At 42.2% G+C, this 25,674-nt stretch carries 16 protein-coding genes; 12 read left to right on the top strand and 4 right to left on the bottom strand.

Features of this window, described 5'->3' with window-relative positions; all coding sequences use genetic code 11:
- Positions 1 to 7,527 (bottom strand): hypothetical protein (locus tag GSQ74_RS22350; RefSeq protein WP_216846800.1); only part of this gene is annotated, 7,527 nt, incomplete at its 3' end.
- A 285-nt stretch (positions 7,528 to 7,812) separates the two neighbouring features.
- On the opposite strand from GSQ74_RS22350, the gene GSQ74_RS22355 reads away from it, so the two are divergent.
- The 6 genes from GSQ74_RS22355 (at position 7,813) to GSQ74_RS22380 (ending at position 13,671) form a co-directional block, all read left to right on the top strand.
- Complete coding sequence (locus GSQ74_RS22355) at positions 7,813 to 8,208, top strand: hypothetical protein (RefSeq protein WP_158996406.1); 396 nt, start codon at positions 7,813 to 7,815, stop codon at positions 8,206 to 8,208.
- 67 nt (positions 8,209 to 8,275) lie between these two features.
- Positions 8,276 to 8,914 (top strand): hypothetical protein, encoded by a 639-nt coding sequence (locus GSQ74_RS22360; protein WP_158996407.1) that lies wholly within the window; start codon positions 8,276 to 8,278, stop codon positions 8,912 to 8,914.
- Positions 8,902 to 9,693: a sensor histidine kinase gene (locus GSQ74_RS22365; protein ID WP_158996408.1), complete on the top strand. Its 792-nt coding sequence runs from the start codon at positions 8,902 to 8,904 to the stop codon at positions 9,691 to 9,693. Before GSQ74_RS22360 ends, GSQ74_RS22365 begins: the two co-directional genes overlap by 13 nt.
- 3 nt (positions 9,694 to 9,696) lie before the next feature.
- Positions 9,697 to 10,368 carry a response regulator transcription factor gene (locus tag GSQ74_RS22370; protein WP_158996409.1) on the top strand — a complete coding sequence of 224 codons (672 nt, stop codon included), beginning with the start codon at positions 9,697 to 9,699 and terminating at the stop codon, positions 10,366 to 10,368.
- 261 nt (positions 10,369 to 10,629) lie between these two features.
- The gene (locus GSQ74_RS22375; RefSeq protein WP_158996410.1) at positions 10,630 to 10,890 is read left to right on the top strand and encodes a hypothetical protein; all 261 of its coding nucleotides are present in this window, start codon (positions 10,630 to 10,632) and stop codon (positions 10,888 to 10,890) included.
- A 222-nt stretch (positions 10,891 to 11,112) separates the two neighbouring features.
- The gene (locus GSQ74_RS22380; RefSeq protein WP_158996411.1) at positions 11,113 to 13,671 is read left to right on the top strand and encodes a hypothetical protein; all 2,559 of its coding nucleotides are present in this window, start codon (positions 11,113 to 11,115) and stop codon (positions 13,669 to 13,671) included.
- 54 nt (positions 13,672 to 13,725) lie between these two features.
- Here GSQ74_RS22380 and pnuC read toward each other — a convergent pair whose 3' ends face one another.
- Positions 13,726 to 14,355, bottom strand: a complete 630-nt coding sequence (pnuC, locus tag GSQ74_RS22385; RefSeq protein WP_158996412.1) for a nicotinamide riboside transporter PnuC — start codon at positions 14,353 to 14,355, stop codon at positions 13,726 to 13,728.
- A gap of 529 nt (positions 14,356 to 14,884) precedes the next feature.
- Here pnuC and GSQ74_RS22390 point away from each other — a divergent pair.
- Together GSQ74_RS22390 and GSQ74_RS22395 are read left to right on the top strand one after the other, a co-directional pair.
- Positions 14,885 to 16,024, top strand: a complete 1,140-nt coding sequence (locus GSQ74_RS22390) for an acyl-CoA dehydrogenase (protein ID WP_158996413.1) — start codon at positions 14,885 to 14,887, stop codon at positions 16,022 to 16,024.
- Positions 16,025 to 16,165: 141 nt separating this feature from the next.
- Complete coding sequence (locus tag GSQ74_RS22395) at positions 16,166 to 17,395, top strand: peroxiredoxin (RefSeq protein WP_158996414.1); 1,230 nt, start codon at positions 16,166 to 16,168, stop codon at positions 17,393 to 17,395.
- Between the two features lie 22 nt (positions 17,396 to 17,417).
- On the opposite strand, the gene GSQ74_RS22400 is transcribed toward GSQ74_RS22395, so the two are convergent.
- A complete protein-coding gene (locus tag GSQ74_RS22400; protein WP_158996415.1) occupies positions 17,418 to 19,232 on the bottom strand; it encodes a serine hydrolase in 1,815 nt (604 codons plus the stop codon).
- Positions 19,219 to 20,853: an amidohydrolase gene (locus GSQ74_RS22405; protein WP_158996416.1), complete on the bottom strand. Its 1,635-nt coding sequence runs from the start codon at positions 20,851 to 20,853 to the stop codon at positions 19,219 to 19,221. The genes GSQ74_RS22400 and GSQ74_RS22405 overlap by 14 nt, the downstream gene beginning before the upstream one ends.
- 150 nt (positions 20,854 to 21,003) lie before the next feature.
- Here GSQ74_RS22405 and mutL point away from each other — a divergent pair, with 150 nt between their 5' ends.
- The 4 genes from mutL to GSQ74_RS22425 are packed head-to-tail and all read left to right on the top strand — an operon-like array spanning position 21,004 to position 25,628.
- A complete protein-coding gene (gene mutL, locus GSQ74_RS22410; RefSeq protein ID WP_158996417.1) occupies positions 21,004 to 22,863 on the top strand; it encodes a DNA mismatch repair endonuclease MutL in 1,860 nt (619 codons plus the stop codon).
- Positions 22,864 to 22,895: 32 nt separating this feature from the next.
- A complete protein-coding gene (locus tag GSQ74_RS22415; protein WP_158996418.1) occupies positions 22,896 to 23,624 on the top strand; it encodes a rhomboid family intramembrane serine protease in 729 nt (242 codons plus the stop codon).
- A gap of 26 nt (positions 23,625 to 23,650) precedes the next feature.
- Complete coding sequence (locus GSQ74_RS22420; RefSeq protein ID WP_158996419.1) at positions 23,651 to 24,526, top strand: rhomboid family intramembrane serine protease; 876 nt, start codon at positions 23,651 to 23,653, stop codon at positions 24,524 to 24,526.
- Positions 24,516 to 25,628, top strand: a complete 1,113-nt coding sequence (locus GSQ74_RS22425; RefSeq protein ID WP_158996420.1) for an endonuclease/exonuclease/phosphatase family protein — start codon at positions 24,516 to 24,518, stop codon at positions 25,626 to 25,628. Before GSQ74_RS22420 ends, GSQ74_RS22425 begins: the two co-directional genes overlap by 11 nt.
- Positions 25,629 to 25,674: the final 46 nt, after the last annotated feature.

A 25,674-nucleotide genomic window follows, 5' to 3' on the forward strand; every position in this document is an offset into this window, starting at 1 on the left:
TGTTAATACAGGCGTGGTGAAGCTATTGCCTGTGGCTAATGCTGTACCACCTGTGGCAGCAGCATACCAGGTTATGGTCGCGCTTGGGTCAGCACTTGTTGCGCTTATTGTGGTGACGTTATTATTACAAATTAATGTACCGCCCGTACCCGCAATTGGTGCAGTCGGCAATGGTGATACTGTTACGGTTACCGCTGTACGGGTTGCTGATGGACAACTGTTGCTGTTATCGGCTTCAGCATAGTAGGTGGTAGTAGCGGTTAATACAGGCGTGATGAAGCTATTCCCTGTGGCTAACGCTGTACCTCCTGCTGCATCGGCAAACCAGCTTATGGTCGCGCTTGGGTCAGCACTTGTAGCGGTTATAGTGGTGGCATTACCTGTACATATACTTGTGCCAGTTGTGCCCGCTGTTGGCGCTGCCGGTGGTATAGATATAGTTATAGTTACCGCGGTACGGCTTGCTGAAACACAACCACCGCTATTTGTAGCGTCGGCATAATAGGTGGTAGTAGCGGTTAATACAGGCGTTGTAAAGCTAGTACCTGTAGCCACTGATGCACCGCCGGTTGCTGCTGTATAAAAGTTATACGTGTAGCCGGTTTGCGGGTTAGCAATGCTTAAGGTAACCACTGTGCCTGTACAGGCTGTTACTGTTCCAGTATTGGTTAAGGCGGGCGCAGCAGGTGCAGGTGCTACCGTTATCTGTGCAATAGCCATATTACTGCTGGTACAGCCTGAGGCATTTACTCCCGATACATAAAAATTAGTTGTATTGGTGATAGGCCCGGTTATATAAGTGGTACCGGTGAACAACAGGTTTGTTGCTGCCGGAGAATCATACCAGTTATAGCTAACCCCTGCTTGTGGCGAACTGATTGCCAATGTAGCAGTGTTGCCCAAACATACCGATACCGCGTTATTAACCAAAACAGGATCAGTTGGTAAGGCATTAATGGTGATGGTTACCGCTGTAGGGGCGGATGGGTTACAATTACCAGCGGTAGCTGCTTCAACATAATAGGTTGTAGCGCTTGTTAAGGCTGGGGTAACGTACTCTGTGCCGGTGAACAGTAGTGTTCCACCGGATGCTGCATTGTACCAGTTGTAAACGTTGCCAACTACAGGACTAACAATAACTAACGTGGCCGATGAACCTGAACAAACCGATGTACCTCCAGCTGAGGTTTGAACCAGCGGCGGGGTTGGTATCGGTGTTACATTTATATCTGTTTCGGTACGGGTTGGGCTTAAACAGCCTATGCTGCTTACAGCCTCTACATAGTACTTCGCATCGACAGTAACATTATTCGCGGTGAATGTGGTACCGGTGAATACTAAGTTTCCTGCTGTTGCAGCATCGTACCAATTATAGGTTAAGCCTGCAACCGGGCTGGTTACACTTATTGATACACTACCGCCGCTACAAACCTGGGTTTGCGTAGCGCTTAGCGTTGGCGCAGCAACCGGGCTGGTTACGTTAATATTCACAACAGTTCTGCCTCCATTATTGATACAGCCTGTTGTAGTATTTGCAGCCTCAACATAATAAATTGTATTCGCGGTGATGGCCGGTGTGGCATAGGTAACACCGCTGCCTAAAATAGTACCGCCTGTTGCTGCCGCGTAATAGTTGTAGGTTACGCCAGTTTGAGGACTGGTTATAGTAATAGTTGCCGGGCTGCCTGAACATACTGTTATGTTGTTTGACTGCACACCCGGTTGCAATGGCAATGGGTTAACAGTAACGGTAGCCACTGCACGCGATGGGCTGGTACAAGTACCGTTGGTAAGCTCGGCATAGTAACTGGTGGTTGTTACCGGGGATACCTGGAAGGTTGCACCTGTGTACAATAGGTTGCCAGCTGTTGCAGCATCGTACCAATTGATGGTGAAACCTGTACCATTGGTTACTGATAGCGTAACGTTACTGCCTGAGCATATTTGTACAGCACTTTGGGCCAGTACCGGAGTAACCGGTGATGGCGTTACGTTTACTGTAGCCGCTACTTTATTAGGGTTAGCACAACCTGTTGCGGTACGGCTGCTTTGCACATAATATGTAGTAGTAGCTGATAACGCACCAGTGGTATAGCTTGTACCGGTATGTACTACCGTACCCCCGCTATCGTACCATGTATAGGTTAAACCTGTACGGGCATTATTTACGGTGAAGGTAGCCGTAGTGCCAGAGCAAATATTTACGGTAGATGCAGCAAGTTGTGGTTTTTCGACTTGCTTGGTAGCATAAAATACATCCAATGTATTAAGTGCACCAAGCACATTAGCAACCAAGGTTATCTGCACAGCATTGTAAGCCGCGCCGGGAACAAATTTCACCAACACATCCTGGCTACCTGATAGCAACTGAATTTTTATCGCAGCACTATTTAACGTTACCGCGTCGTTATTAGCAGTGGCACCGTTATATGATTGTATCTGGATGTTGCCTAATACCGCTGCAGAAAGAAGGGTGGCAGGTATTCTTAACCTCAGAGCAACAGTATCGCCCACTATACCCGGATCACTAAACATTAAGGTTTGTGATACATAGGCATTCAGTAAAGCCACTGTTAAATTTAACTGAGAATATGTTGTGGTGTCGGCATCAACAGCGTTATTAGGATTAATAACTCCACATCCTACGCAAAGTACGCCGCTCGTGGTATTACTTTGTGATGATGCAAAATCGCACGTAGTGTTAAAAATAGTATTAACAGTTATGGTAACCGCGGTACGTTGCGGGCTCACGCAGCCTGTTGTGCTGTTTGCAGCCTCAACATAATAGGTTGTATTTGAAAATAAAGCAGGTGTAACAAAGGTTGCCCCTGTAAAAACTGGCGTACCACCTGTGGCTGTGGTGTACCAATTAAACGTTACACCTGCAGTAGCTGATGTTGCGGCAAGTGTAGCTGTTTGGCCGGATGTTACTTGCCCGTTTGCAGGGGTCGTGGTGACAACCGGATTTGCAGGGGTAGGGTTTACAATAACATCGGCTTCGGCCCTTGTAGCGCTAACGCAAGTGCCTGATGCTGCCTCAACATAATAACTTGTATTTGCGGTAAGCGCCGGAGTGGTATATTGGGCGCCGGTAAAAATTGGAGTACCGCCGGTTGCTGTTGTGTACCAGTTAAAGGTTACACCTGATTGTGCCGATGTAGCCGTTAAAACAGCCGTTGAGCCTGAACAGGTTTGTACCGGAGTTGATGATACTATTGGCACTGATGGCGTAGTAGTAACATTTGCAGTAACCAATGTACGGGCTGGGCTGGCGCATGATCCAGCGTTATCAGCCTCAACATAATAGGTTGTTGATGTGGTTAAAGCAGGAGTGGTAAATGAATTACCTGTGAATAATAGCGTACCACCTGTTGCAGCGCTATACCAGTTAAAAGTAACACCCGCTACCGCCTGAGCCGCAAAGGTAGCTGTAGAGCCGGAACATATATTTTGTGTTGCCGCGGTTACTACCGGAGCTATAGGCGATGCCACCACGTTAACCGTTGCAGGGGTACGTACCGCCTGGGTACATCCGTCAGCTGTGCGGCTTGCTTCGGCATAGTAGGTTGTAGTGGTTGTTAGCGCAGGGGTATTAAATACATTGCCTGTATATAATGGTGTACCGCCTGTTGCTGTACTATACCAGCGCACTGTCGCGTCTGCAGTTGCAGTAGCGGTAAGCGTGGCTTGCGTTCCCTGGCAGGCAGTAACTGATGACGTACTTACAACCGGTGCCGCAACTTCTTCATAAGCATCATAAATATTTAGTGCGTTTAAAACACTCACAGCTGAGTTCAGCCTGATCTCTACTCTATCGAAAGGAGCGGTAGTAACAAAAGCATATCTGAAACGAGTACTTCCGTTAAGTACTGTAACACTTAACAATGATGCATTAATAGCGAACCTATCATTATTATAAGTAGTACCGTTATAAGTAGCCAGGCTTATGCCGGATAGCACACCTACACTGGCCAGCGTTCCAGGTACACCCAATTCCACAACAACGGTATCTCCCGCGATGCCTGTGTTGGCGAAACGAAGTGTTTGCTCCGCGTAAGCGTTAAGTAAACCTACCGGTACTTCTAACTGAGAGAATGTATTCCGGTCGCCATCTACCGCGGCTGCTTCATTATTTACCGCGCAACCCACGCAAAGTAATCCGCTAGTGGCGGTTGTTTCCGCAATGGCGGCATCGCATGGTGTTGGATTTACTGTTGATGAAGTTAAAGTGATAACCCCAGCTGCACGGGTGGCAGATACTGCTCCGCTAGCGGTTACAGTAGCTTGCGCATAATATGTTGTGCCTGCAAATAATGGCGGAGAGGTAAATGTTGCGCCGGTATAAATGCTGGTACCGCCTGTTGGGGTAGTAAACCAGTTAAATACAGTACCAGGCGTGGTAGATGATGCGGTTAAAGTAGCCGTAGTACCCGGATTTATGGTCTGTGTTGGCGGGGTTACGGTTACATCTGGCACTACAATAGGCTGTACTGTTACTGTAGCTGGCGTACGTGTTGTTGATACACAACTGCCTGATGAAGCTTCGGCGTAATATGTGGTATTAGCAGTTAAAGCGGGTGTTGTAAAGGTTGTACCTGTATAAACCGGGGTACCACCGCTTGTTGCTGTATACCAGTTAACGGTTACATTATTTGGAACAGTTGCCGTAAAGGTTGCTGTTTGTCCGCTGTAAATACTCGTGGTTGATGGGTTAACAACCGGGGCAGCAGGCGGGCTATCAACCAAAATTTGTACCGGGTAGCGATTAGGGCTTGTGCATGTACCACGGGTATAGGCTATATAATAAGTAGTATTAGCAGTTAAAGCAGGTGTTGTAAAACTAGTACCTGTGCCCGCCAATGTCCCGCCGGTTGGTGCGGTATAAAATTGGAAAGTACCATTTGTTGGTGATGTAATATTGATTGTGGCTGTACTCCCCATACAAATTTCAGGACTGGCAGGGGTGAACACCGGTTTTGGATATTCCTGCACGGCGTAATAAACATTTAAGGAGTTTATTAAACCCGCGATGCCGGAGTTTAGCGTTACCTGTACCCTGTCATAAGCCCCCGTTGCTGGTACATAAACCGCATAACGACTACTACCCGATAAGAGGCTTACTGTAATCAAAGAACTGTTTAAAGCATAGTTTGCAACCAGCGTGGTGCCGTTATATAGCGCCACTTGCACATTAGCTGCTACCCCTACGCTTAGTAGATTTGCAGGTGAGCCCAACTCTAATTTCACCGTATCGCCGGCGAAGCCCGGTTGCTGGAATATGAGTTGTTGCGATGCTGAACCACCTATTAAACCAGCCAAAACACTGATGGTTGAGGCTGTGGTTGTATCAGCATCTACCGAGAGCGCGTTATTGGTAATGCTGCATCCAATACAAAGACCATTTACGCTACTTGCCTGGTTATTAGCAAATGCACAAGGTGTATTTGTATTGATGGTGACAGTTATGGTAATAGCAACTCTATCAGCCGACTGGCAACCTGTGGTATTTACCGCAGCTACATAATAAGTAGTATTACTGTAAAGCGCCGGGGTGGTAAACGAGGTGCCGGTAAAAATAGATGATGATGCCGTAGCCGAAGTATACCAATTATAGGTAATACCTGTTTGTGCATTGGTTACATTTATAGTAGCTGTTTGCCCGGCACTGATAGTTTGGTTATTCGCAGCCAAGACCGGGTCGGCAGGGGCGGGACTAACGGTTGCTGTAGCCTGGGTACGGGTTGCGCTTGGGCAGCCTGTTATATTTTCGGCTTCGGCATAATAACTTGTGGTGGCGGTTAATGCCGGGGTGGTAAAGTTAGTACCTGTATATAATGATGTACCACTTGTAGCGGTGCTATACCAATTATAGGTAACGCCTGTTACAGGCGTGGTAATTGAAAATACCGCGACATTATTTGGGCAGATGGTTACGTTTGGTGTGGTTATGCCCGGTGCGGCAGGTAGCGTGCTAACCGTTGCCGTAACCAAGGTCCGGCCAGGGCTTACGCAAGTGCCTCCGGATTGCGCCTCGGCATAATAACTTGTAGTTGCTGTTAACGCAGGGGTAGTAAAACTGTTGCCGGTAGCAATTGGCGTACCGCCGGTAGCGGCAGCATACCAGTTTACGGTTACACCCGTAACTGCCTGCGCCGTAAAGGTGGCCGGTTGGCCGGGGCAAACGGTTACCGCCGCGTTGGTCACAGTAACATTTCCCGGTACGGCATTTACACTTACTGCAATGGTTGTTCGCGCGGATTGATCCGTACAGCCCGAGCGCATGGCGGCAACATAATAAGTTGTATTGGCGGTTAATGCAGGAGTTGTAAAACTACTACCTGTGTAAACAGGTGAGCCGCCTGTGGCAGTTGCATACCATAAAAATGTAGTATTAGGCTGCGCAACAGCAGTTAGGGTAGCCGAGGTGCCACTACATATAGCCGCGTTATTTGTAACTACATTGCTAAATTGTATAACCGGTCGAGGTATCAGCTTTTGCGCCTCGTACAGGTTTAAGGTTGACAGCACGTTGGCTATACCTCCACCCAAGGTAACCTGTACCCGGTCAAATATATTTTTCGGGGCATAGGTGACCGTGAAATTTTGGGTCCCGCCTATTAGCCCGAGTAATTGCAGGTTTAATAAGGATGAGTTTATGGTATAAGTTTCGGCAGTACCGTTGGCACCGTTATAGTCATCATATGTAGAGACTGAAATATTTGATAATACACCCGCGGAAAGCAGCGATTGCGGTACGGACATTGTCAATCTGATGGAATCACCTACTACAGATGGCGCTTCGTAGATGATGGTTTGCTGCGCGTAGGCGCCAACCAAACCAACACCCGCATTAAGGGTTGAATATGTGGTTAAATTACCATCATCGGCATTTTGCGGGTTTTGCACCCCACCAACCGCCAGGCCCAGGTTGAGTAAGCCTGATGAAATACCATACAGTTCGTCGACGGGCGAGTTACACGCGCCGGCGGCGGTACCATTATAAAAACCTTCATATAAATATAAAGTGCTTAACGCACCTAGTAAGCCACCGTTGAGTGTTACTCTTATACGATCATAAGCTGCAGTAGGGGTTATGCTTGCTTCTATCTGGTCGTTATTAGCTAATATGCTTACCAGGGTTGATACAGAAACTGGCTGGCCAATTGCCGTTGTGCCATTATAGGCTTGTAACGAAATCCCCCCAAGTACAGTAGCACTCAGCAGGTTATTACCTGTACCCAACTTAACAGTTACGGGTGTATTAGCCGCAACTGGGGTGGTACCAAATATAAGCTCCTGGTAGGTTGTAGCCGCTAAACCAACAGTAACATTGAGGGTTGAATATGTTTCCACATTGCCATCCGCAGCGTTTGCCTGGTTGGTTACATTACAACCAAGGCACAACAGGCCAGTTGAGCCAACGTCCTGACTGGAGGCATAGATACGCTGAGCGCTGGAAGTTAAAGAGTAAATAAGTAGCAGGCACAATATCAGAACGTACCTGGCCACACAGGTAAAGGTTTTCATGATTGAGTTGTTTAAGTTTTAGATGAACTATTTCAGTCGTCTAAAATTAAACAGCTCTTTCAGCATATCCCCAAAGCACTTTGTTCAGTTATTATTGCCCGCGAGCACTTTGTTCAGTCCAGTCAGGGCACAATATTTTGTTCACAAAACTTATATTTTGTTCAGTTTATTCATTGCCTTTAAAAAGAATTTGATATAAATTAGGAGCGAGGTATAAAACCTAAAACGTTATTAAACCCGTTTTAGCATAATAATAAAATAAATTAACCGTCATCACAATTTAACATGAGCACAAACAATCTAAATGAAGATCCGGAAGGAACTATCCCTGTTAACCAGGCTGTACAATTAGCGGCAAACTGGCGCGTTTATCTTGCCACATCGGGGCAAGCTTTTGTAGCGCAATCTTTTTTAATCCCAATCATCAATTTTCAAAACATCCTGCAATATAACCCTGATGCTGATAGCGTGCGGGCATATATTGGGCTTGAAGACCCAACCGACCCAACTACCGCGCAGCTATTGCTGGCACCGGTAAGTGGAGGGCAGGATATTGTTTCTTTGCCACAAGGTAATGGTGGCGGAGATGGTGGTGTTGGCAACCCACCAAGTAATATTTATGATTACACTTCGGTTTGTCCGCCAACGTGCGCAGCCACAGGAAGCCCATTATCTGAATAATAATTATTGGGATTTATTATGTTTATTCTGCTTAAATAGCAATATTTAGGCAGAATAAACATATCTGATGGCTTTTCTACGTTACTACATGCTTTACCTAAGCCCAGCTTCTATTGTAATACCTATTATTGTAGCGTTATTAAGATACAAGTTACTTAACCCTCCGTTTAAAGTGCTTTTGGGGTTCCTGGTATTTTCAGCCATTGCAAATGCAGTTAATATTACACTTAGCTTGCATCATATACCCACCACAATAATGTTTCACATTTATACCCCTATTGAATTTGCCTGTATATCCTTGTTTTATAACTATTTGTTTAAGGGAACATGGCAGAAAATTATGGTGGCGTTAGTGATTGTTCTCAGCATATTTTGCCTGGTAGATTTCCTTTTTATTCAGCCTGGTATTCAGGTAGATACTTATCCCGATACGGTTGAGGCTATTATAATTATAGCATACAGTGTTTTGTACCTTAACCAGCAAAGCAACATTGAAACAAACGATAGCTGGGGGCAGAGCGGATTAAATTGGGTTAACATAGCACTTTTAATATACTACGGCTGCGGGTTATTCATGTTTATCTCCATTAATTACCTTTTACATGCCAGTGTAAGCGTAAATGCTATCGTTTGGTCGGTTTTTGATACTATTTTAGTGGTCGAATCTCTTTTATTTGCAACCGGATTTTACAAATGCAAAACGTAGATAATATATATATACTGATAATACTAGCCATGGTGGGCTCATTTTTAATGGTGGGCTCATTCATATTACTATATGTCAGAAACCAGAACAAAATTTTAAAGCAGCGCCAGCAGCTTCAGTTTAAGGAGATCGAGCATCAGAAAGAATTGTTGCAGGCGATCATCGAGTCGCAGGAGACAGAACGCAAGCGTATAGGGCAGGACCTGCATGATGATGTTGGCACCGCGCTATCAAGCCTGAGGCTAACCATTGAAATGTTTAAACCCGCGAGCGAAGAGGACAATAATAACAAGCATGTAAAGCTAAGTAAGGAAATTATTGATAAGGTGATACGGGATGTACGTTACATATCGCATAATTTATCGCCTCCGGCTTTGAGCTATTACGGTTTGGCTGCCGCTATTGAAGAGAAAGCGTCATTCATCAATAATTCAGGGCAGTTAACCATAACCTTAATTAATGATGCTGAAGAAGTGCTTAAAGATATATTATTACCGGCATCGGTTGCTTTGTACCGGGTTTTAGAGGAGTTAATTAATAATACTATAAAACATGCCGGGGCTACACAATCCATTATAAAAATAGCGCCAGCCAACAATGCCTTATTAATTACCTATAGTGATAACGGTAAGGGAATGGATGCATCAGCAATAATTGTTGGGATGGGCATGCAAAACATTGAGAGCAGGTTAACCGTAATAAACGCTGACTATGTAATTGACACCGCCGCCGGGCAAGGTTTCAGGGTGAATATCAATTACCCGCTACCGGCTAACTAAAATATGAACGAAATAAAAATCGCCATTGTTGATGATCAAAACCTGTTTAGGCAAAGTCTGGGTTTGCTGATTGATTCGGTAGAACAATTTAGGCTGATCTCGGAATCGGAGGAAGGGAATTCATTTTTAGAAAAACTGAATACAAAAGGAGCGGTACTACCAGACATAGCCATTATAGATATGGATATGCCCGGCATGAACGGCATTGAGCTGAATACCATTTTACACCAGCAATACACCCATATTAAAGTAATAGTACTATCGGTACACGTACAGCCAATGCTTATTACGCAAATGATAAATGCCGGAGCTGCTGCCTATCTAGCAAAAAATTGCGATAAAAATGAATTAATAACCGCTATTGAAACGGTTTACAAAACCGGCTTTTATTTTAACGCGGGTGCATTAGTGGCGCTTAGGGAAAGCGCTAATTACCGGGCGCAAACACAAAAAAACATCAGTAATATACCGGTAAAATTAACAGCGCGCGAAAAACAGATATTAGAATTAATTTGTAAAGAATATAATAATGCTGAAATTGGTGAGCAGCTTTTTTTAAGCACACGCACCATTGAAGGGCACAGAAATAACCTTATAAATAAAGCCGGCTGTCGAAATACAGCGGGGCTTGTGCTATTTGCTATAAAGTATTCGCTGTTTCAATTACCGGTTTAAGCCTTTTTTTGCATACGTATTTATACCTGAATCTTAAATAACGTATAAATACCTGATTCGGCTTAGGCCTTGTATTAGTTATTGATATTGTTAACTATTGAACAAATTTATTTAGTCGATTGCCAATATATTTCATTGCAGGAAACAGAAACCTTTCTTAATACTATATTTTTTTTAATCTTTTGCGACATTATAAAACATAGGTTTAATATTTGCGTATAAAGTACTTAATTTACCTAAACTATTAAATACGTATGTGTGATGGAGAAGATATTTATCAGTAATCAGATTAAACTGGAGATATTAAGAATATGTGGCCAGCCAACCCATAAAGCCTATAATTTGCCGGGTAACTTAACCCTTGACCTTTTTAGTTACGCCCAAAACGAGGGGCTTTGCCGTTTATTAGAACAAAAACTACAGGAAATAGCCTCTCAATACCAAACAGGGAAAATCATACTGCCCGGCGATGTATCTAAACATCATACCGTTAGCGAGTGTATAAAAATGGTTTTCGCATAGTTTCATTTTTTAAACTTTTTAATATATTTATTAACTAACCCGTACAATGTCCGCGGAGCTGTAAACACACTAAATTTTGTTCATTTTGTTCATTGCCCCGTCTAACAAAACTTATAGCTCTACAATTTCGGTATATATGCTAATATTAAAAAAACAATAATAACAGCACTATGTGATAGCAATAATTATTAACGTACTATAGTCAACCTAATCTTAGCCGCCATGACATCATTTTTAATTCAGCACTTCGAAAAGCTAAAGAAGCTCGTACTTTCTATCGCGGAATTCAAAAATATTTCACCATCCGATTGTAAAACACTTTCCGTATTAATTTTCCGAAAAACCAATCAGCAGGTAAGTGAAACCACTTTAAAACGCGTATATGGCTTTGCCTACAGCAAATTTAAACCTTCGTTATTTACAATGGATGCGATGGCCAGGTATTGCGGATCCGAAGGCTGGGCCCAATACTGCGATAGTAACAGCACTAAAGCCAGTAATGCCGCCGGTGCCGATATAGGTTGGAATAGTATTAAACAAAGTGCCGATAAAATAACCAACTTTACCTTACAGGCATTAAAAAACCGATCAGGCATCCCCTATCAACAAACCATAAAAAGAAAATTTATTGGCGACCACTTTGATGCTTTTTTAAAAGATGGTTATGCCGCTACTATTATCACCGCGCCGGCAGGGTATGGTAAAACCATTGCGCTTTGCCACTGGGTTGAGGAAAAGATGGCCATAAATACCGCCGGTAAGAGCAATGACATTATTCTGTTTTTTAGCAGTAACGCGCTTATAAATGCTTTTATAAGCGGTAAAGATATTAACGATTGGTTATTATCATTACTGGGCTATGGTAGTTGGGATGATTTGTCGGCCCTGCTTGACGTCAGGGAAAACGATAACGGCAATTTTTACCTGATAATAGACGGGCTTGATGAACACATGTTTAAAAGCGACCAGTTTCAGTTTTTATTGAACCAGGTTATGGATATTTTTTCATTTTATGAGCAGCATGAAAGTTTTAAAATGATATTAACAATGCGGGCAGCCACCTGGCTAAATAACAGGGCTGAACTTGAAGACTTTAATAGAAAATGTTTCTTAGGTTTCCCTACCCGCGAAGACCTCCTGACTAACGTGCCTTTATTTAGCAACCAGGAAATAAATGAGCTTAGTTACAATATAAACCCTGACTCAAAAACCAATTCTGATTTTGAGATATTGAAAAACTTTAGCTATCCACTCTATTTTCAATATTATTATAAACAAAACAAGCTCGATTTTTCGCTTCAAAAGGCCGACCAACTAAGTATATATGGCCTTGTTTCAACCTTTATATTAAACAAAATTTACCTGGGGGCATACGCCGTTGAAAAATCGCTTTTTGTGAAAATGATGTTGGAAAACATGGATCTTGCAAATAATAAATTTGTGGTTGATAAATTCAAGATAAACGATTTGATTAAACAATATCACCATGCGTATATTGAACTTTTGGGCATAGGGTTTATATATGAGCTTAATAAAAGCGGTGACATGCAATACAATACCGTTATTGAGTTTGGCAACCATAACTTTCTTAATTACACCATTGCCCGCCACTTGCTGTACCATAACAACAATACCATTAACTCAAGCCTGGTATCAAGCCTGAACAGCCTGTTTAAAAATGATCGTAAGGTATCTATATTAAAATGGCTTATCATTTACGCGGCTAAAAATGGGCAAACCAACGTTTGCGAGTATTTGACCGAAATGGGCTTATCCTCTAAAGAAAAATCAGAAATTATTATTTTTCTGGGTGAGGTTATTGCCAAGGAATATTCATCATTAACCCGGGCAGAGGCATTAACTGAATACTTTCAGGGGGATTGCACCGATAGTTTATTTAATTACTTTTTTGGACTTGAATTTATAAATACCGATTATAAAAAAGCGCTTCAAGTATTGCTATCATTTAATTTATCTACCAAAAAGAGAATAATGGTTTATAGTGGCCTGGCCGTAATTGCGGTTATGCAGCTTGATATAAATAAGCTTGAAGAATATTTATTAAGACTAAAAAGCTTTCCGCAGGAAGAATTACAGCAATTAGCGATTAACCCGCTAAGCTGCCTCGAAACCATATACTACTATTTTAAATACGGAATAATTAAAAAAGAAGCTTTTGCCGAACTAACCACATTTTATTTTAATCCGCCAAAAACTGGCGATAAACTGGCAGGAAATACCGAAAATGATGTTTTATACCTGTTAGCTGTATACACACTTTCTATTTGCAAAAGCCCGGTTAAGCTGCTGCGGTTTACCAACGTACTTAACAAAGTATATAAAAGAGAGGGTGGTGATGCTGATGCCTATAATTTTATTTTAAAAATGATGATAACCGGCGCTAATATGCAATCGGGTAATATGGAGCTTGCAACAACCATTTATAATGATGTTGTGAAATTATATGCTAAAGAGAGCCATACTTATACACCGTTTATGCTGGCCTCCTTTTATTTGCTTAAAGTTAACATGAATTTATATGCCAATAACAAGGCTTGCGTTCATGAATTAATAAAACCCTTGGTTCGTTTAACCGATGAGGCAGATTTTAAATTAATTAAAATAGAAGCATTGGTTTCTATTTTAAAAAGCAAATTTTTGTATGCCAACGATAGTGATTTTTACAAACGCTCCTACTTTGATTTTGTAAAAGTTGTGCGCGAGAGTGGTTTTAGAGAAGATAGCTTTATTAATAACGATTTAATAATGGCTATTAAATAGCCGGTTTTAGGTTTGGCAGTTTATGCCGGTTGCTGTTATGGCAGCCGGCTTTTTTTATGCTGATATTGGTTGCTTTTTATAGTCTTTTCGCCAATCAATGTAACCTAACAGGGCTATGGGTACATATATAGCGTACATGAAAGCGGTAGCATCAAGGCCTTTAAAAATGTAAACACCTACGTAAATAATATCTACAAAAATCCAGATCAACCAATTCTCTAAAATTTTCCGGGTTAAAAAAACCTGCGCTACCAGGCTGCAAGCCGTGCAAAAGCTATCCAGATATGGGTACGATGCCGGTTGATAGTGAAGTATAGGAGATAGTTTTATCAGCAAAAAACCCAGCGAAGGCGTTGCTACCGCGATAATTAATACAGAAATTATAGTTTGCTTACCCGTGATAAGCTTTACGGGTATTTTTATTTCGGTAACGGTATTCCTGCTCCAAAAGTACCAGCCGTAAATATTGGTGACCAGGAAATAGATCTGTAGGCCCATATCGGCATACAGGCGTGATTGCATAAATATAAAGATGTAAATACCTACACTGATGATGGCTATAGGCCAGTTCCATATATTATTCAGGGCCGCTAAAATAACACATAACAGGCCGGTAATTACACCTACAATTTCTAACAAGCTTTGATTTGCCCACCACTGCTGTAGGGCATGAATAATTTGCATGGCTAAAGGTAATAATTAGGTATTACAGATGACGATAATATAGGATGCATCAAATAAAAATTGCAACCTCCTTAAAAAACACACTTGTATAAAATTTAATACATCGCCTGTATGGAAAAACAGAATTGATGTTTTTTGGGGACAGAAGTCAGGCTCAACAAGTCATCTTATGAATGTAATGAATAAGTTATACTTAAGGCTAATCATCTATAATTCACACAACTTATAGTTGTTAACCTTTAATTTATTAATTATTGGGTTAGTTTTTTTGCTACCGTTAAAACAATGGCAACATGTTTGTACATACTGTATAGATCCTACACTTACCTGTAGAATAAAAACAACATCTACCTATTAAAAATGAATTCTCAGACACCCAAGCTGAAAATTTTTGTTCTTTGTTTTGGGTTTAATCAATAGTTTAAATTAATTAGGGGAAAGGGAGCTTCAAAAGAGCTCTCTTTTTTTTACTATAATTTTTTACTATGCATGCATAATATTATTTTTACAACAAGCTAATTAACCAAACATGAATTTTGAATTTACCGAAGAACAACTAATGGTGCGCCAGGCCGCGCGTGACTTTGCCCAAAATGAATTAAAGCCAGGTGTTATTGATAGGGATGAACACCAAAAATTCCCGGCTGAGCAGATAAAAAAATTAGGCGAACTGGGTTTTATGGGACTGATGACATCGGAACAATATGGCGGCAGCGGCATGGATGCTATATCCTATGTATTGGTAATGGAAGAATTATCAAAGGTTGATGCTTCAGCTTCGGTAGTTATATCGGTAAATAATTCATTGGTATGTTATGGGCTGGAGAGGTTCGGTACTGAGGAACAAAAACAAAAATATTTAATCCCCCTGGCCAGAGGTGAAAAGATAGGCGCTTTTTGCTTATCAGAACCCGAAGCGGGATCAGATGCTACATCACAACAAACTACTGCCATTGATATGGGCGACTATTATTTGCTGAATGGTACAAAAAACTGGATCACCAACGGTAATTCGGCATCGACCTATCTTGTTATTGCTCAAACGGATGCGAGTAAAAAACACCATGGCATTAATGCATTAATTGTAGAGCGCGGCATGGAAGGCTTTACCATCGGCCCAAAAGAAAACAAAATGGGCATACGCGGGTCGGATACGCACTCACTGATGTTTACTGATGTTAAAGTACCCAAGGAAAACCGCATAGGCGAAGAAGGCTTCGGCTTTAAATTCGCGATGACTACTTTGGAAGGCGGGCGTATTGGGATTGCATCGCAGGCCCTGGGGATTGCATCAGGTGCTTATGAATTGGCGGTACAATATGCCAAGGAACGCAAGGCCTTTGGTAAAACCATAGCCAACCTGCAATCCATACAGTTTAAGCTGGCCGATATGGCTACCGAAATTGAAGCTGCACGTTTAATGTGTTTAAAAGCTGCCTGGTTAAAAGATCATCACCTGCCTTACGGGCAAGCGAGCGCTATGGCTAAGTTATTCGCATCAAAAGTAGCGATGGACACCACCATTGAAGCGGTGCAGATACACGGTGGCTATGGCTTTGTAAAGGAGTTTCATGTAGAGCGGTTGATGCGCGACGCCAAGATCACGCAGATATACGAGGGCACATCAGAAATTCAGAAGATTGTCATATCGCGCGAGGTGTTAAAATAATCCACTAAGTTTATATACATTTGGGTTTGTATCAGCGGGCATGGCGTTTCGACTCATCCCGACGTCGCTGCGCTGGGCGACCCTCTCTTCCGCTGCGCGGAAAAGAGGGTAAAAATAACATGTATATAACTGACCTGTAAAATGAAAAATAAAGCACTGCTAATAGCTCTCTTCTGCTTAATAATTAATGTGGCATTCGCCCAAAGTAAACTGCCTACTGGTGTTTGGCGCGGGGTGATCACCAATACTTCCGGGCACGATCTTCCTTTTAATTTTGAGGTTAGCGATATAGCCGGGCATCAGCAAATAGCTATTATAAATGGTGGTGAGCGTTTAAAGGTAACTGACGTAAAGCTTGTTGGCGATTCGGTATTTATACACATGCCTTTGTTTGATTCGGAATTTAAATTAAAGCTGGTTAGCGACAACTTGCAGGGGAACTGGATAAAACACTCTGCTGATAAGCAATATCTTTTACCGTTTAAAGCTACTGCTAATACTACCTACCGCTTTTTTGCGCCGGGACAGCCGTCAAACCTGAACGTAGCAGGCAGATGGACCGCTATTTTTGGTGATGGCGCCAGCAGGGACACCACAGTAGGTGAATTTAAACAAAACGGCGAAGATGTTACCGGTACCTTTTTAACTACTACCGGCGATTACCGCTTTTTAGAAGGTACAGTTAAAGATGACAGCTTATACTTATCATGCTTTGATGGCGGGCATGCTTTTATATTCATTGCCAAAGTAAATACTGATAACACGTTGACCGATGGTAAGATGTATGCTGGATACTCCGGTTTAGACCATTGGACCGCTTACAGGAACGAAAATGCGAAATTGCCCGATGCTTACTCCTTAACGTTTTTAAAACCAGGATATAAAACTATCGCTTTTACTTTTAAGGATACGGAAGGAAACACGGTATCATTAAGCGATGCTCGTTATAAAAACAAAGTGGTTATTGTACAAATATTAGGCTCGTGGTGCCCTAATTGTATGGATGAAACAGCCTTTATCAACGGTGGTTACTATCAAAAATATCATCCTAAAGGGGTTGAGGTTATTGGTTTGGCTTATGAGCGCACACCTGATTTCGCGCAATCAAAAAAGGCTTTGCAGCAGTTAAAAACACATTTTAATATTCAGTACCCGATACTGATAACCGGTTATACTCCAAGCCATGGCGATCCGCAAAAAAGCTTGCCCATGCTGGCTGATTTTAAAGGCTTCCCAACTACCATTATTATCGACAAACAGGGTAACGTGCGTAAGATACATACCGGCTTCAGCGGCCCAGGCACAGGTGATTATTACACCCAGTTTGTTGATGAGTTTGATAAGTTGACAGATAAATTGCTGGCCGAGTAAGTTGGATTATACTTTTTAAGTATTACAACCCCTTCTGTATCGCCTGGTAAACTGCATCCTGTATCCGTGGTCTGATATTCAGGCTGGATAACTTGCTGCCTACAGTCGGGTTTACACGATTTGATAGAAATACATATACCAGGTTATACTTTGGATCAACCCAAACACAGGTACCTGTATAACCTGTATGCCCGTAAGTTTGTGGCGAAGCCAGTTTTGACGGATAATGATGATCTTCCAATGGATCCCAACGATCAAAACCTAAGCCACGGCGACTAACTGCCGACTGCTTTGCCGTAAACAGATCAACAGTTTGAGGTTTGATATATTGAACGCCACCATAAGTTCCACGGTTTAAAAGCATCTGGTATAATATACCCAAATCATTCGCGCTGGCAAATATGCCCGCATTGCCCGATACATTGCCCATTAATGCCGCGGTTTGGTCTTCGGTATAACCATCCAGTAAAGTATGGCGAAAAATCGCATCCTGTTCAGTAGGTACTATCTGCGACACCGGGAAACGGTAAAGCGGTAAAAAGCCAGCAGTTTTCATGCCCAGTGGCAGGTAAAACTGCTGCAATACATAATCATTTAATGGGATTGAGGTAATGGTTTCGACAATTTCCTTCATCAGTACCATACTTACATCGCTGTAAACATATTGTCCGCGGGTGCGTAGCGGCGATTTTAATATGTCCTGCCACATTACGTCTTTAAAATAATTCTTCCTCAAAAAATAATTGTCGGAAACCTTTGTGGGGTATGCGGCGGATGAATCAATGCTGTGATCGCTTGGTTTTAACTTTTCGTAGGTTGGGATATCAGGCACTAATCCTGCCTGGTGTTCCATCAATTCGCGAACGGTGATATCGCTTTTATTCGAGTTACGCACACCCGGTATATAATCGCCGATAGTTGAATCCAGACCGATCCTTCCTTCATCATAAAGCTTCATTACCTCCATTGTGGTAGCAGTAACTTTGGTTAAGGAGGCAATATCGAATATGTCGGTTATTTTGTCAGGCAGTTGATTGTCATAGGTATGGTAGCCGTATGATTTATTAAATATTACTTTACCATCCTTGGCAACCAATACTACACAACCGGGAGTAGCGTGTGCTGCAACAGCCTCTCGAGCAATATCGTCAATAGCAATCAGGTTGATGGAATTTACCCCCGCATCTTCCGGAACAGTATATTGCAGGCGTGTTTTTGCCGTAAGGAAACCCATATTAGCCGCATAGCGAGGCGTAAATGTACCGGTAAGCTTTTGGGTGATAGCCACGCCGCCAAATATGGCTTGCGCACTAAAATAGGCTGATACCGGTGTTACCCGTTGCGACCAAATGATAGGCGCGGTAATCCCATTCAGTTTATTAAATGAATCGCCGCTGCCGAATAGGGCAACAATAACCGTTTTTAGTTTTTGTGTTTGAGTGATAAAATCGATGATCTGCGGGTTGTTTGCATCGGTGCTGTTTAGTTGCACGATGATGATATTATACCATTTCAGATCAGCAGAAAGATCATTAATGTTTTTGGGGCCGTTATATAAGTTTCCATTTACAGCGTCAACTTTAGTGTATTTATTTAACAAACTATCAAAGCCGGTGGCATATTGATTGGAGAAGTGTACGCTGGCAATTTTAGCGGTATTCAGGTTTTGCAGCGGGATGGTAAAATCAGCATTGTTTAATAAAACTGTGGCGTTTTGTACTAAGGCCTCTTCCTGTACATATGCCACGCCCGTCGGTGGGTTTTGCGCGCAGGCAGAGTTAAACAATACAAACGCCGACAAAAACACTATAACACCATTAACCCTATTTTTTTTCATATACCTTTTCACCATTAACATACGTTTTTAACACTTTAACCTTTGGCAAGTCGGCGCCTTTTATTTTCATAATATCATTATCCAGTATCACAAAGTCGGCATACTTGCCAACCTCTATGCTACCTTTTTCTTTTTCCTCGAAATTTGCTTTGGCGGCCCATACGGTTATTCCACGTAAGGCTTCCATCCGGCTTAAAGCATTCTCAGGTTGAAAGCCATTTGCCGGGAACCCTTTCAAATCCTTACGCACAACAGCAGCATAAAAAGTGTAAATGGGGTTAATATTTTCAACCGGAAAATCGGTACCTAATGGCAACCATCCATTTTGATCCAGCAATTGTTTATAGGCATAAGCTGTTTTTAAACGCTGTTTACCTAAACGGCTAGCAGCCCAATACATATCAGATGTTGCATGGGTAGGTTGTACCGATGGGATAATATTGTATTGCCCGAACATGTCAATATCCGATGGCGCCAATACCTGCGCATGCTCTATCCGCCAGCGGCGATCATTCTGGCCTTTTAGCACACTCGCATATATCTTCAGCATCATTCTGTTTGCCGAGTCGCCAATGGCGTGGGTAGCTAATTGAAAATTACTTTTGATGATCTTTTCCGCTATCTGCTGAAAATGCTTGGGATCGCTCAACAAAAAGCCTCTCCAGTTTTTCTGGTCGGAATAAGGTTGTAATAAACAAGCCCCACGAGAACCTAAAGCTCCATCGGCAAACATTTTAAATCCACGCACATCCAAACGTGGTGTTTTAATAATTCCGCGTTTAAATAAAAAGTCGTAATTCTCTGGCTTGTCCAGTAGCAAAACATACATGCGTATTTTTAAGTCGCCTTTATGTTGCATGTCGGCTATGGTATTCACCATGGTATACGGCAGGCCGCAATCGTCAAGAGTGGTTAATCCATCGGCAAAACAATTACGCTGAGCGGCTAATAAGCCGTTTTGCACTACGCTATCATCGGGTGGCGGTATTTTTCGTCTGATGATACCTATCGCGTTATCCAGTAACATTCCGGTGAGTTTACCTTTTATGGTTTCAATTTCGCCGCCAGTAATGGTTTGCCCGGGTTTAATTCCGGCAATGTTCAATGCTGCCTGGTTGGCAATAGCGGCATGTTCATCAACACGGGTTAGCAACACCGGCCTAACCGGGAATAAGGAGTCGAGTTTTGCTTTTGTTGGAAAGGTTTTGTTTTTCCAAAGATTTTGATCCCATCCATTACCAATTATCCATCCATCAGGATTATGGCGGGCATAGGTGTTTATGGTGTCGACAATTTCTTCCCAACTGTGAGTATTGGTTAAATCGGCTTGTTGCAGGCCCATGCCATATTCATAAAAATGGGTGTGTGCATCAATAAAGCCGGGATAAACAGGATGCCCGCCTGCATCAATCACTTCACGGGCCGAATATTTTTTATCAAGCGTAGCACTATCGCCAACGGCAATAATTTTGCCTGCGCTCACTACAAAAGCCTGCGCAGTACTAAAACTGCTATCTACAGTATAAATTAGCGCGTTTTTAACTAAAAGATCTGCATTATATTCCTTTTTTTGTTGGCATGATAGAACAAGAAGGAAGAGGGCGGGCCATAATTTTTTCATAAATGTAGAGCGGTACAAGTTTAAATAAAACTATAAACTATATACAACTGACAAATGATAAAAAAGTTATATTTAATTTAGCATCCAAATACAATTCGTGCATCCATGTATCGTTTTCATGAGAGCCGGATAAGGGAGAACTAATTTTAAATGTCAGATATAATACAACTTTTACCGGATGCCGTTGCCAACCAGATTGCCGCGGGCGAAGTAGTGCAGCGACCTGCATCGGCAGTAAAAGAATTGGTGGAGAACGCTATAGACGCGGGTGCGGATAAGATACAGCTTATATTAAAAGATGCAGGCAAAGCACTGATACAGGTGATCGACAACGGTTGCGGCATGAGCCTTACCGATGCGCGCATGAGCTTTGAGCGCCATGCTACATCCAAAATAAAAAAAGCCGAGGACTTGTTTGCCATTCGTACCATGGGTTTCCGTGGCGAAGCTATGGCATCTATCGCCGCTATTGCGCAAGTGGAGCTAAAAACCCGCAGGCATGAGGATGAATTAGGCACCTGTATTTTAATTGAAGGATCGGAAGTAATAAGCCAGGAAGCATGTTCGGCTAATACCGGTACATCTATCTCGGTAAAAAACCTGTTTTACAATACTCCTGCCCGGCGCAACTTTTTAAAGAGCAACCCGGTGGAGATGCGTCATATCATTGATGAATTTCAACGGGTATCGCTGGCAAACCCGCAAATATTTTTCTCGCTTCACCACGATGGGCAGGAAGTTTATCATTTGCCGGCATCGCTGTTAAAGCAGCGTATAGTTCATCTGTTTGGCAACAACTATAACCAGCGTTTGGTTCCGGTTGAAGAGGATACCAGCATCATTAAACTGCATGGCTTTGTTGGTAAACCCGAGTTTGCCCGTAAAACCCGTGGCGAGCAATTCTTTTTTGTGAATAATCGCTTTATCAAGGATGCATACCTTAACCACGCGGTGTCTACTGCCTATCAGGAATTATTGCCCGATGAGTGCTACCCGATGTATGTTTTATTTATCGAGATAGATCCATCAAAAATTGACATCAACGTTCATCCCACCAAAACAGAGATTAAATATCAGGATGAAAAGTCGATCTACGCTATCATCCGCTCGGCGGTAAAACGTTCTTTAGGTAGATATAACATCACCCCAAGTTTGGATTTCGACCAAGAGAACAGCATTGAGCATTTGATAACGCCAAAGCCGTTTGAAGAGATTGTTGCACCAACCATCGCCTTCAACCCGGATTTTAATCCTTTCGCTGCGGAGAAAAAAGTTAATCGTGAACTACCGCCTGCTTTCAGGAGCAGCGGCGAATATCGTAACACACCCATCCCGCAAAACTGGGACACGCTTTACGAGATCAGCAAGCGGGATTCGCCGGTTCAGCAAACGCTGCATGAAGAGGCCAATATTGAAGTAGATGAGCAGGAGATCACCAAGTCAAGCGAACGCCAACTTTTTCAGATCCATAACCGCTTTATACTATCGCAAATAAAATCAGGTTTTATGCTGATAAGTCAGCAAGCGGCACACGAGCGGGTATTGTACGAGCGTTTTTTACAGCAGTTGCAAAGCCACTCAGGTGTTAGTCAGCAAAGCCTGTTTCCACAATCGGTCACACTAAACAGTAGCGATTTTGAGTTATTAAAAGAGCTATTACCCGATGTGCGTGCTTTAGGATTCGATATACGCGAGTTTGGTAAGAACACAGTAGTGGTTGAAGGCATACCTGCCGATTTGAATAATGTTGGCGAAGAACAGTTGTTAGAACAATTGCTGGAAGGCTTTAAAAATAACCTTGCCATATTGAAACTGGATAAGCGCGATAACCTGGCAAGATCGCTGGCGCGCAACGCGGCGATTAAATCAGGCACTAAAATGTCATTAGAAGAAATGAATTTACTAATAGACCAACTTTTTGCCTGCCAAATGCCTAATCTTGCATTAAATGGAAAGCCTGTAATTAGTACCTTTACATTAACTGAGTTAATTGAACGATTTGAAAAATAGCCTTTGGCTACATATAATATTTAAAAACTGACATGCAATCGCCTTTTACAAATTTGCCTCCCGTTGTAAAAAACTTGTTGATCATCAACATACTTTGTTTTTTACCTTCTGTATACCTAAGCCATAATTTCTCCATCCCGGGTTTCGACCCGATGGGTACCTGGTTTGGTGTATATTACTTTAATTCTGCCAATTTTAGGGTGTGGCAGGTGCTTACTTATATGTTTATTCATGGTGGTTGGTGGCATATTTTTTTTAATATGTTCGTGTTGTTTCAGTTTGGGCCTATTGTGGAGTATGCGCTTGGATCAAAGCGCTTTTTTAACATGTATTTTATATGCGGGTTGGGCGCCATTGCTTTACAAATGTTTATACAGGGTATAGAAGTTCATGCCATAACGGGTGCTTTTACTATTCCCAATCCTACTACCGATGTTAGCTATTTTTACCAATTCGGCGTACATGGGCAAAAGATGTATGACATCTATACCGGAGGGATGGTTGGCGCATCAGGCGCTATATTCGGCATTATGATTGCCTTTGCAACGTTATACCCCAATATGGAGTTGATGATTATGTTTATACCGGTGCCGATAAAAGCGAAGTACATCATGATTGGCTATGTGGCATTGGAGCTTTATTTAACCCTAAATCAAAGCCAGGGCGATAATGTAGCGCATTTGGCACATTTAGGCGGAGCTTTATTTGGCTTCCTTTTAATAAAGCTTTGGGGGATTAAAAAGCCAAACAGTTTCTATTGATCTACGTTTAGTATTAATATAATAACATGAGTAATAGCTGGCAAAATATACAATCAAAAGTACTTAAGTCGGATAGTAAGCTTAACCTGCTTATTGCCATTAATGTTGCTGTTTTTTTGCTGATAGGCATCCCGTCTGTTTTTGAATGGCTGTTTACCGGTAGTTCGCAAATCATCACATACTATTCTAACGAATACCTGGCTATACCGGCATATCTACCCAAGCTCGCGGTACGCTTTTGGACGCCGCTTACCTACATGTTTATGCATGCTGGTATCTTCCACATCCTGTTTAACATGTTGTGGTTGTACTGGCTGGGGCAAATATTCGAGGAGTACCTAGGTAAACACCGTATTGTTGGAGTATACCTTTTAGGCGGGTTGGCTGGCGCGCTTTTTTACATACTCAGCTATAACTTTTTCCCGGTATTTGCAGCCGTATTACCAATTAGCACGGCTGTTGGTGCATCGGCTAGTGTGATGGCTATTATTGTGGCTACCGCCACTTTGATGCCCGATTATTCTATACCTCTGATGATCATTGGTCCGGTTAAACTTAAATGGCTGGCTATTTTTTATGTAATCCTTGACTTTCTGAGCATTGCAGGGCCAAATGCTGGTGGCGAGATCGCCCACATTGGCGGCGCAGTACTTGGTTTCATTTATATTAAACGCCTGCAAAAAGGCAGCGATTGGGTAGGCAACATCGCCAATCTTTTCAAATCAGGCCCTAAACTGTCCAAACTGAAAGTAGTTGCCCGCAACGGCAATAAAAGAACCAACTCCCGCCCAAGGCAGGATGAGGTTGATGTTATCCTTGATAAAATATCCAAGGTGGGTTATGAACACTTAAGCAACGAAGAAAAAGAAATATTATTCCGCGCCAGTAAAGATGACAATTAGAAAAAGCGGGCTTAATTTTTTTGATAAGCTTGTATTGTGGCTAAACATTTTGTGTTGTGCCGCATTGCTGCTTAGTTACCTCGCCCCTATAACAAGCCCTTCAAATTACTGGATCATCGCCTTCTTTGGCCTGGCTTATCCTATTTTATTGGTACTTGTTTTACTATTCGCTTTTTACTGGCTTCTGCGCAAAAGTATATGGGGTTTATTACCGCTACTAGTTATTGGTATAGGCTATCGCGTGCTAAATAAAAACTTTGGCTTGCGCTTAGCAACCAAACCCGGAATAACCAAAGATTCAGGCGCTATACGCATCATGACTTACAATGTGCATGATTTTAAACGTTATGGCGCGAATAATGACACCTCAACCCGAAATGATATATTGGCTATCATAAAACAGGAAAATCCTGATTTGTTAGGATTTCAAGAGTTTTATACCCGTAATTACGGGCCATATCACATGGTTAATGCTTTAAAAAAGCTTTTAAAAACAAACAGCTATTATTTTGTAAGTTTTGAATCAAACTCGACCGATTCAATAGGCATGGCCATATTTTCCAAATATCCAATTGTAGCCCACGGTTTAATTATGGTGTCTGCTGATAGAACGGATGAAAACCAGTGCCTTTACATCGATGTTAAAAGATCAAACAAGATTATCCGCTTTTACAGCGTTCACCTGGAATCCGTGCACTTCCAATCGGAGGATTACAGCTATCTAAAAGGTGTATCGCAAGGGAAACCTAATGTACACGCCACTAAAAGGCTAGCGGTTAAATTAAAAGCAGCTTTTATTAAACGTGCTAATCAGGTTTTTAAAATTAAGGAGAGTGCCGCAGCCTGCCCTTATCCCTATATCATATCCGGCGATTTTAATGATACGCCAAGCTCTTTTGCCGTAAACCAAATGAGCAAGGGTATGACAAACGCTTTCTGCGAAAAAGGCTCGGGTTTTGGTAAAACTTATAACGGTGATTTTCCCAATTTTCAGATAGATTATATTATGGCGGGGCCTGGTTTCAACGTGCTGAATTACGATATTGTAGAAAAGCGCTTATCCGACCACTACCCGGTAATCAGTGATCTGCAACTAAAATAGAATCAAGAGTTAAGAATCAAGATTCAAGACAATGAAAAATTTACGC

Source organism: Mucilaginibacter sp. L196, from assembly GCF_009765905.1.
Classification (GTDB): Bacteria; Bacteroidota; Bacteroidia; order Sphingobacteriales; family Sphingobacteriaceae; genus Mucilaginibacter.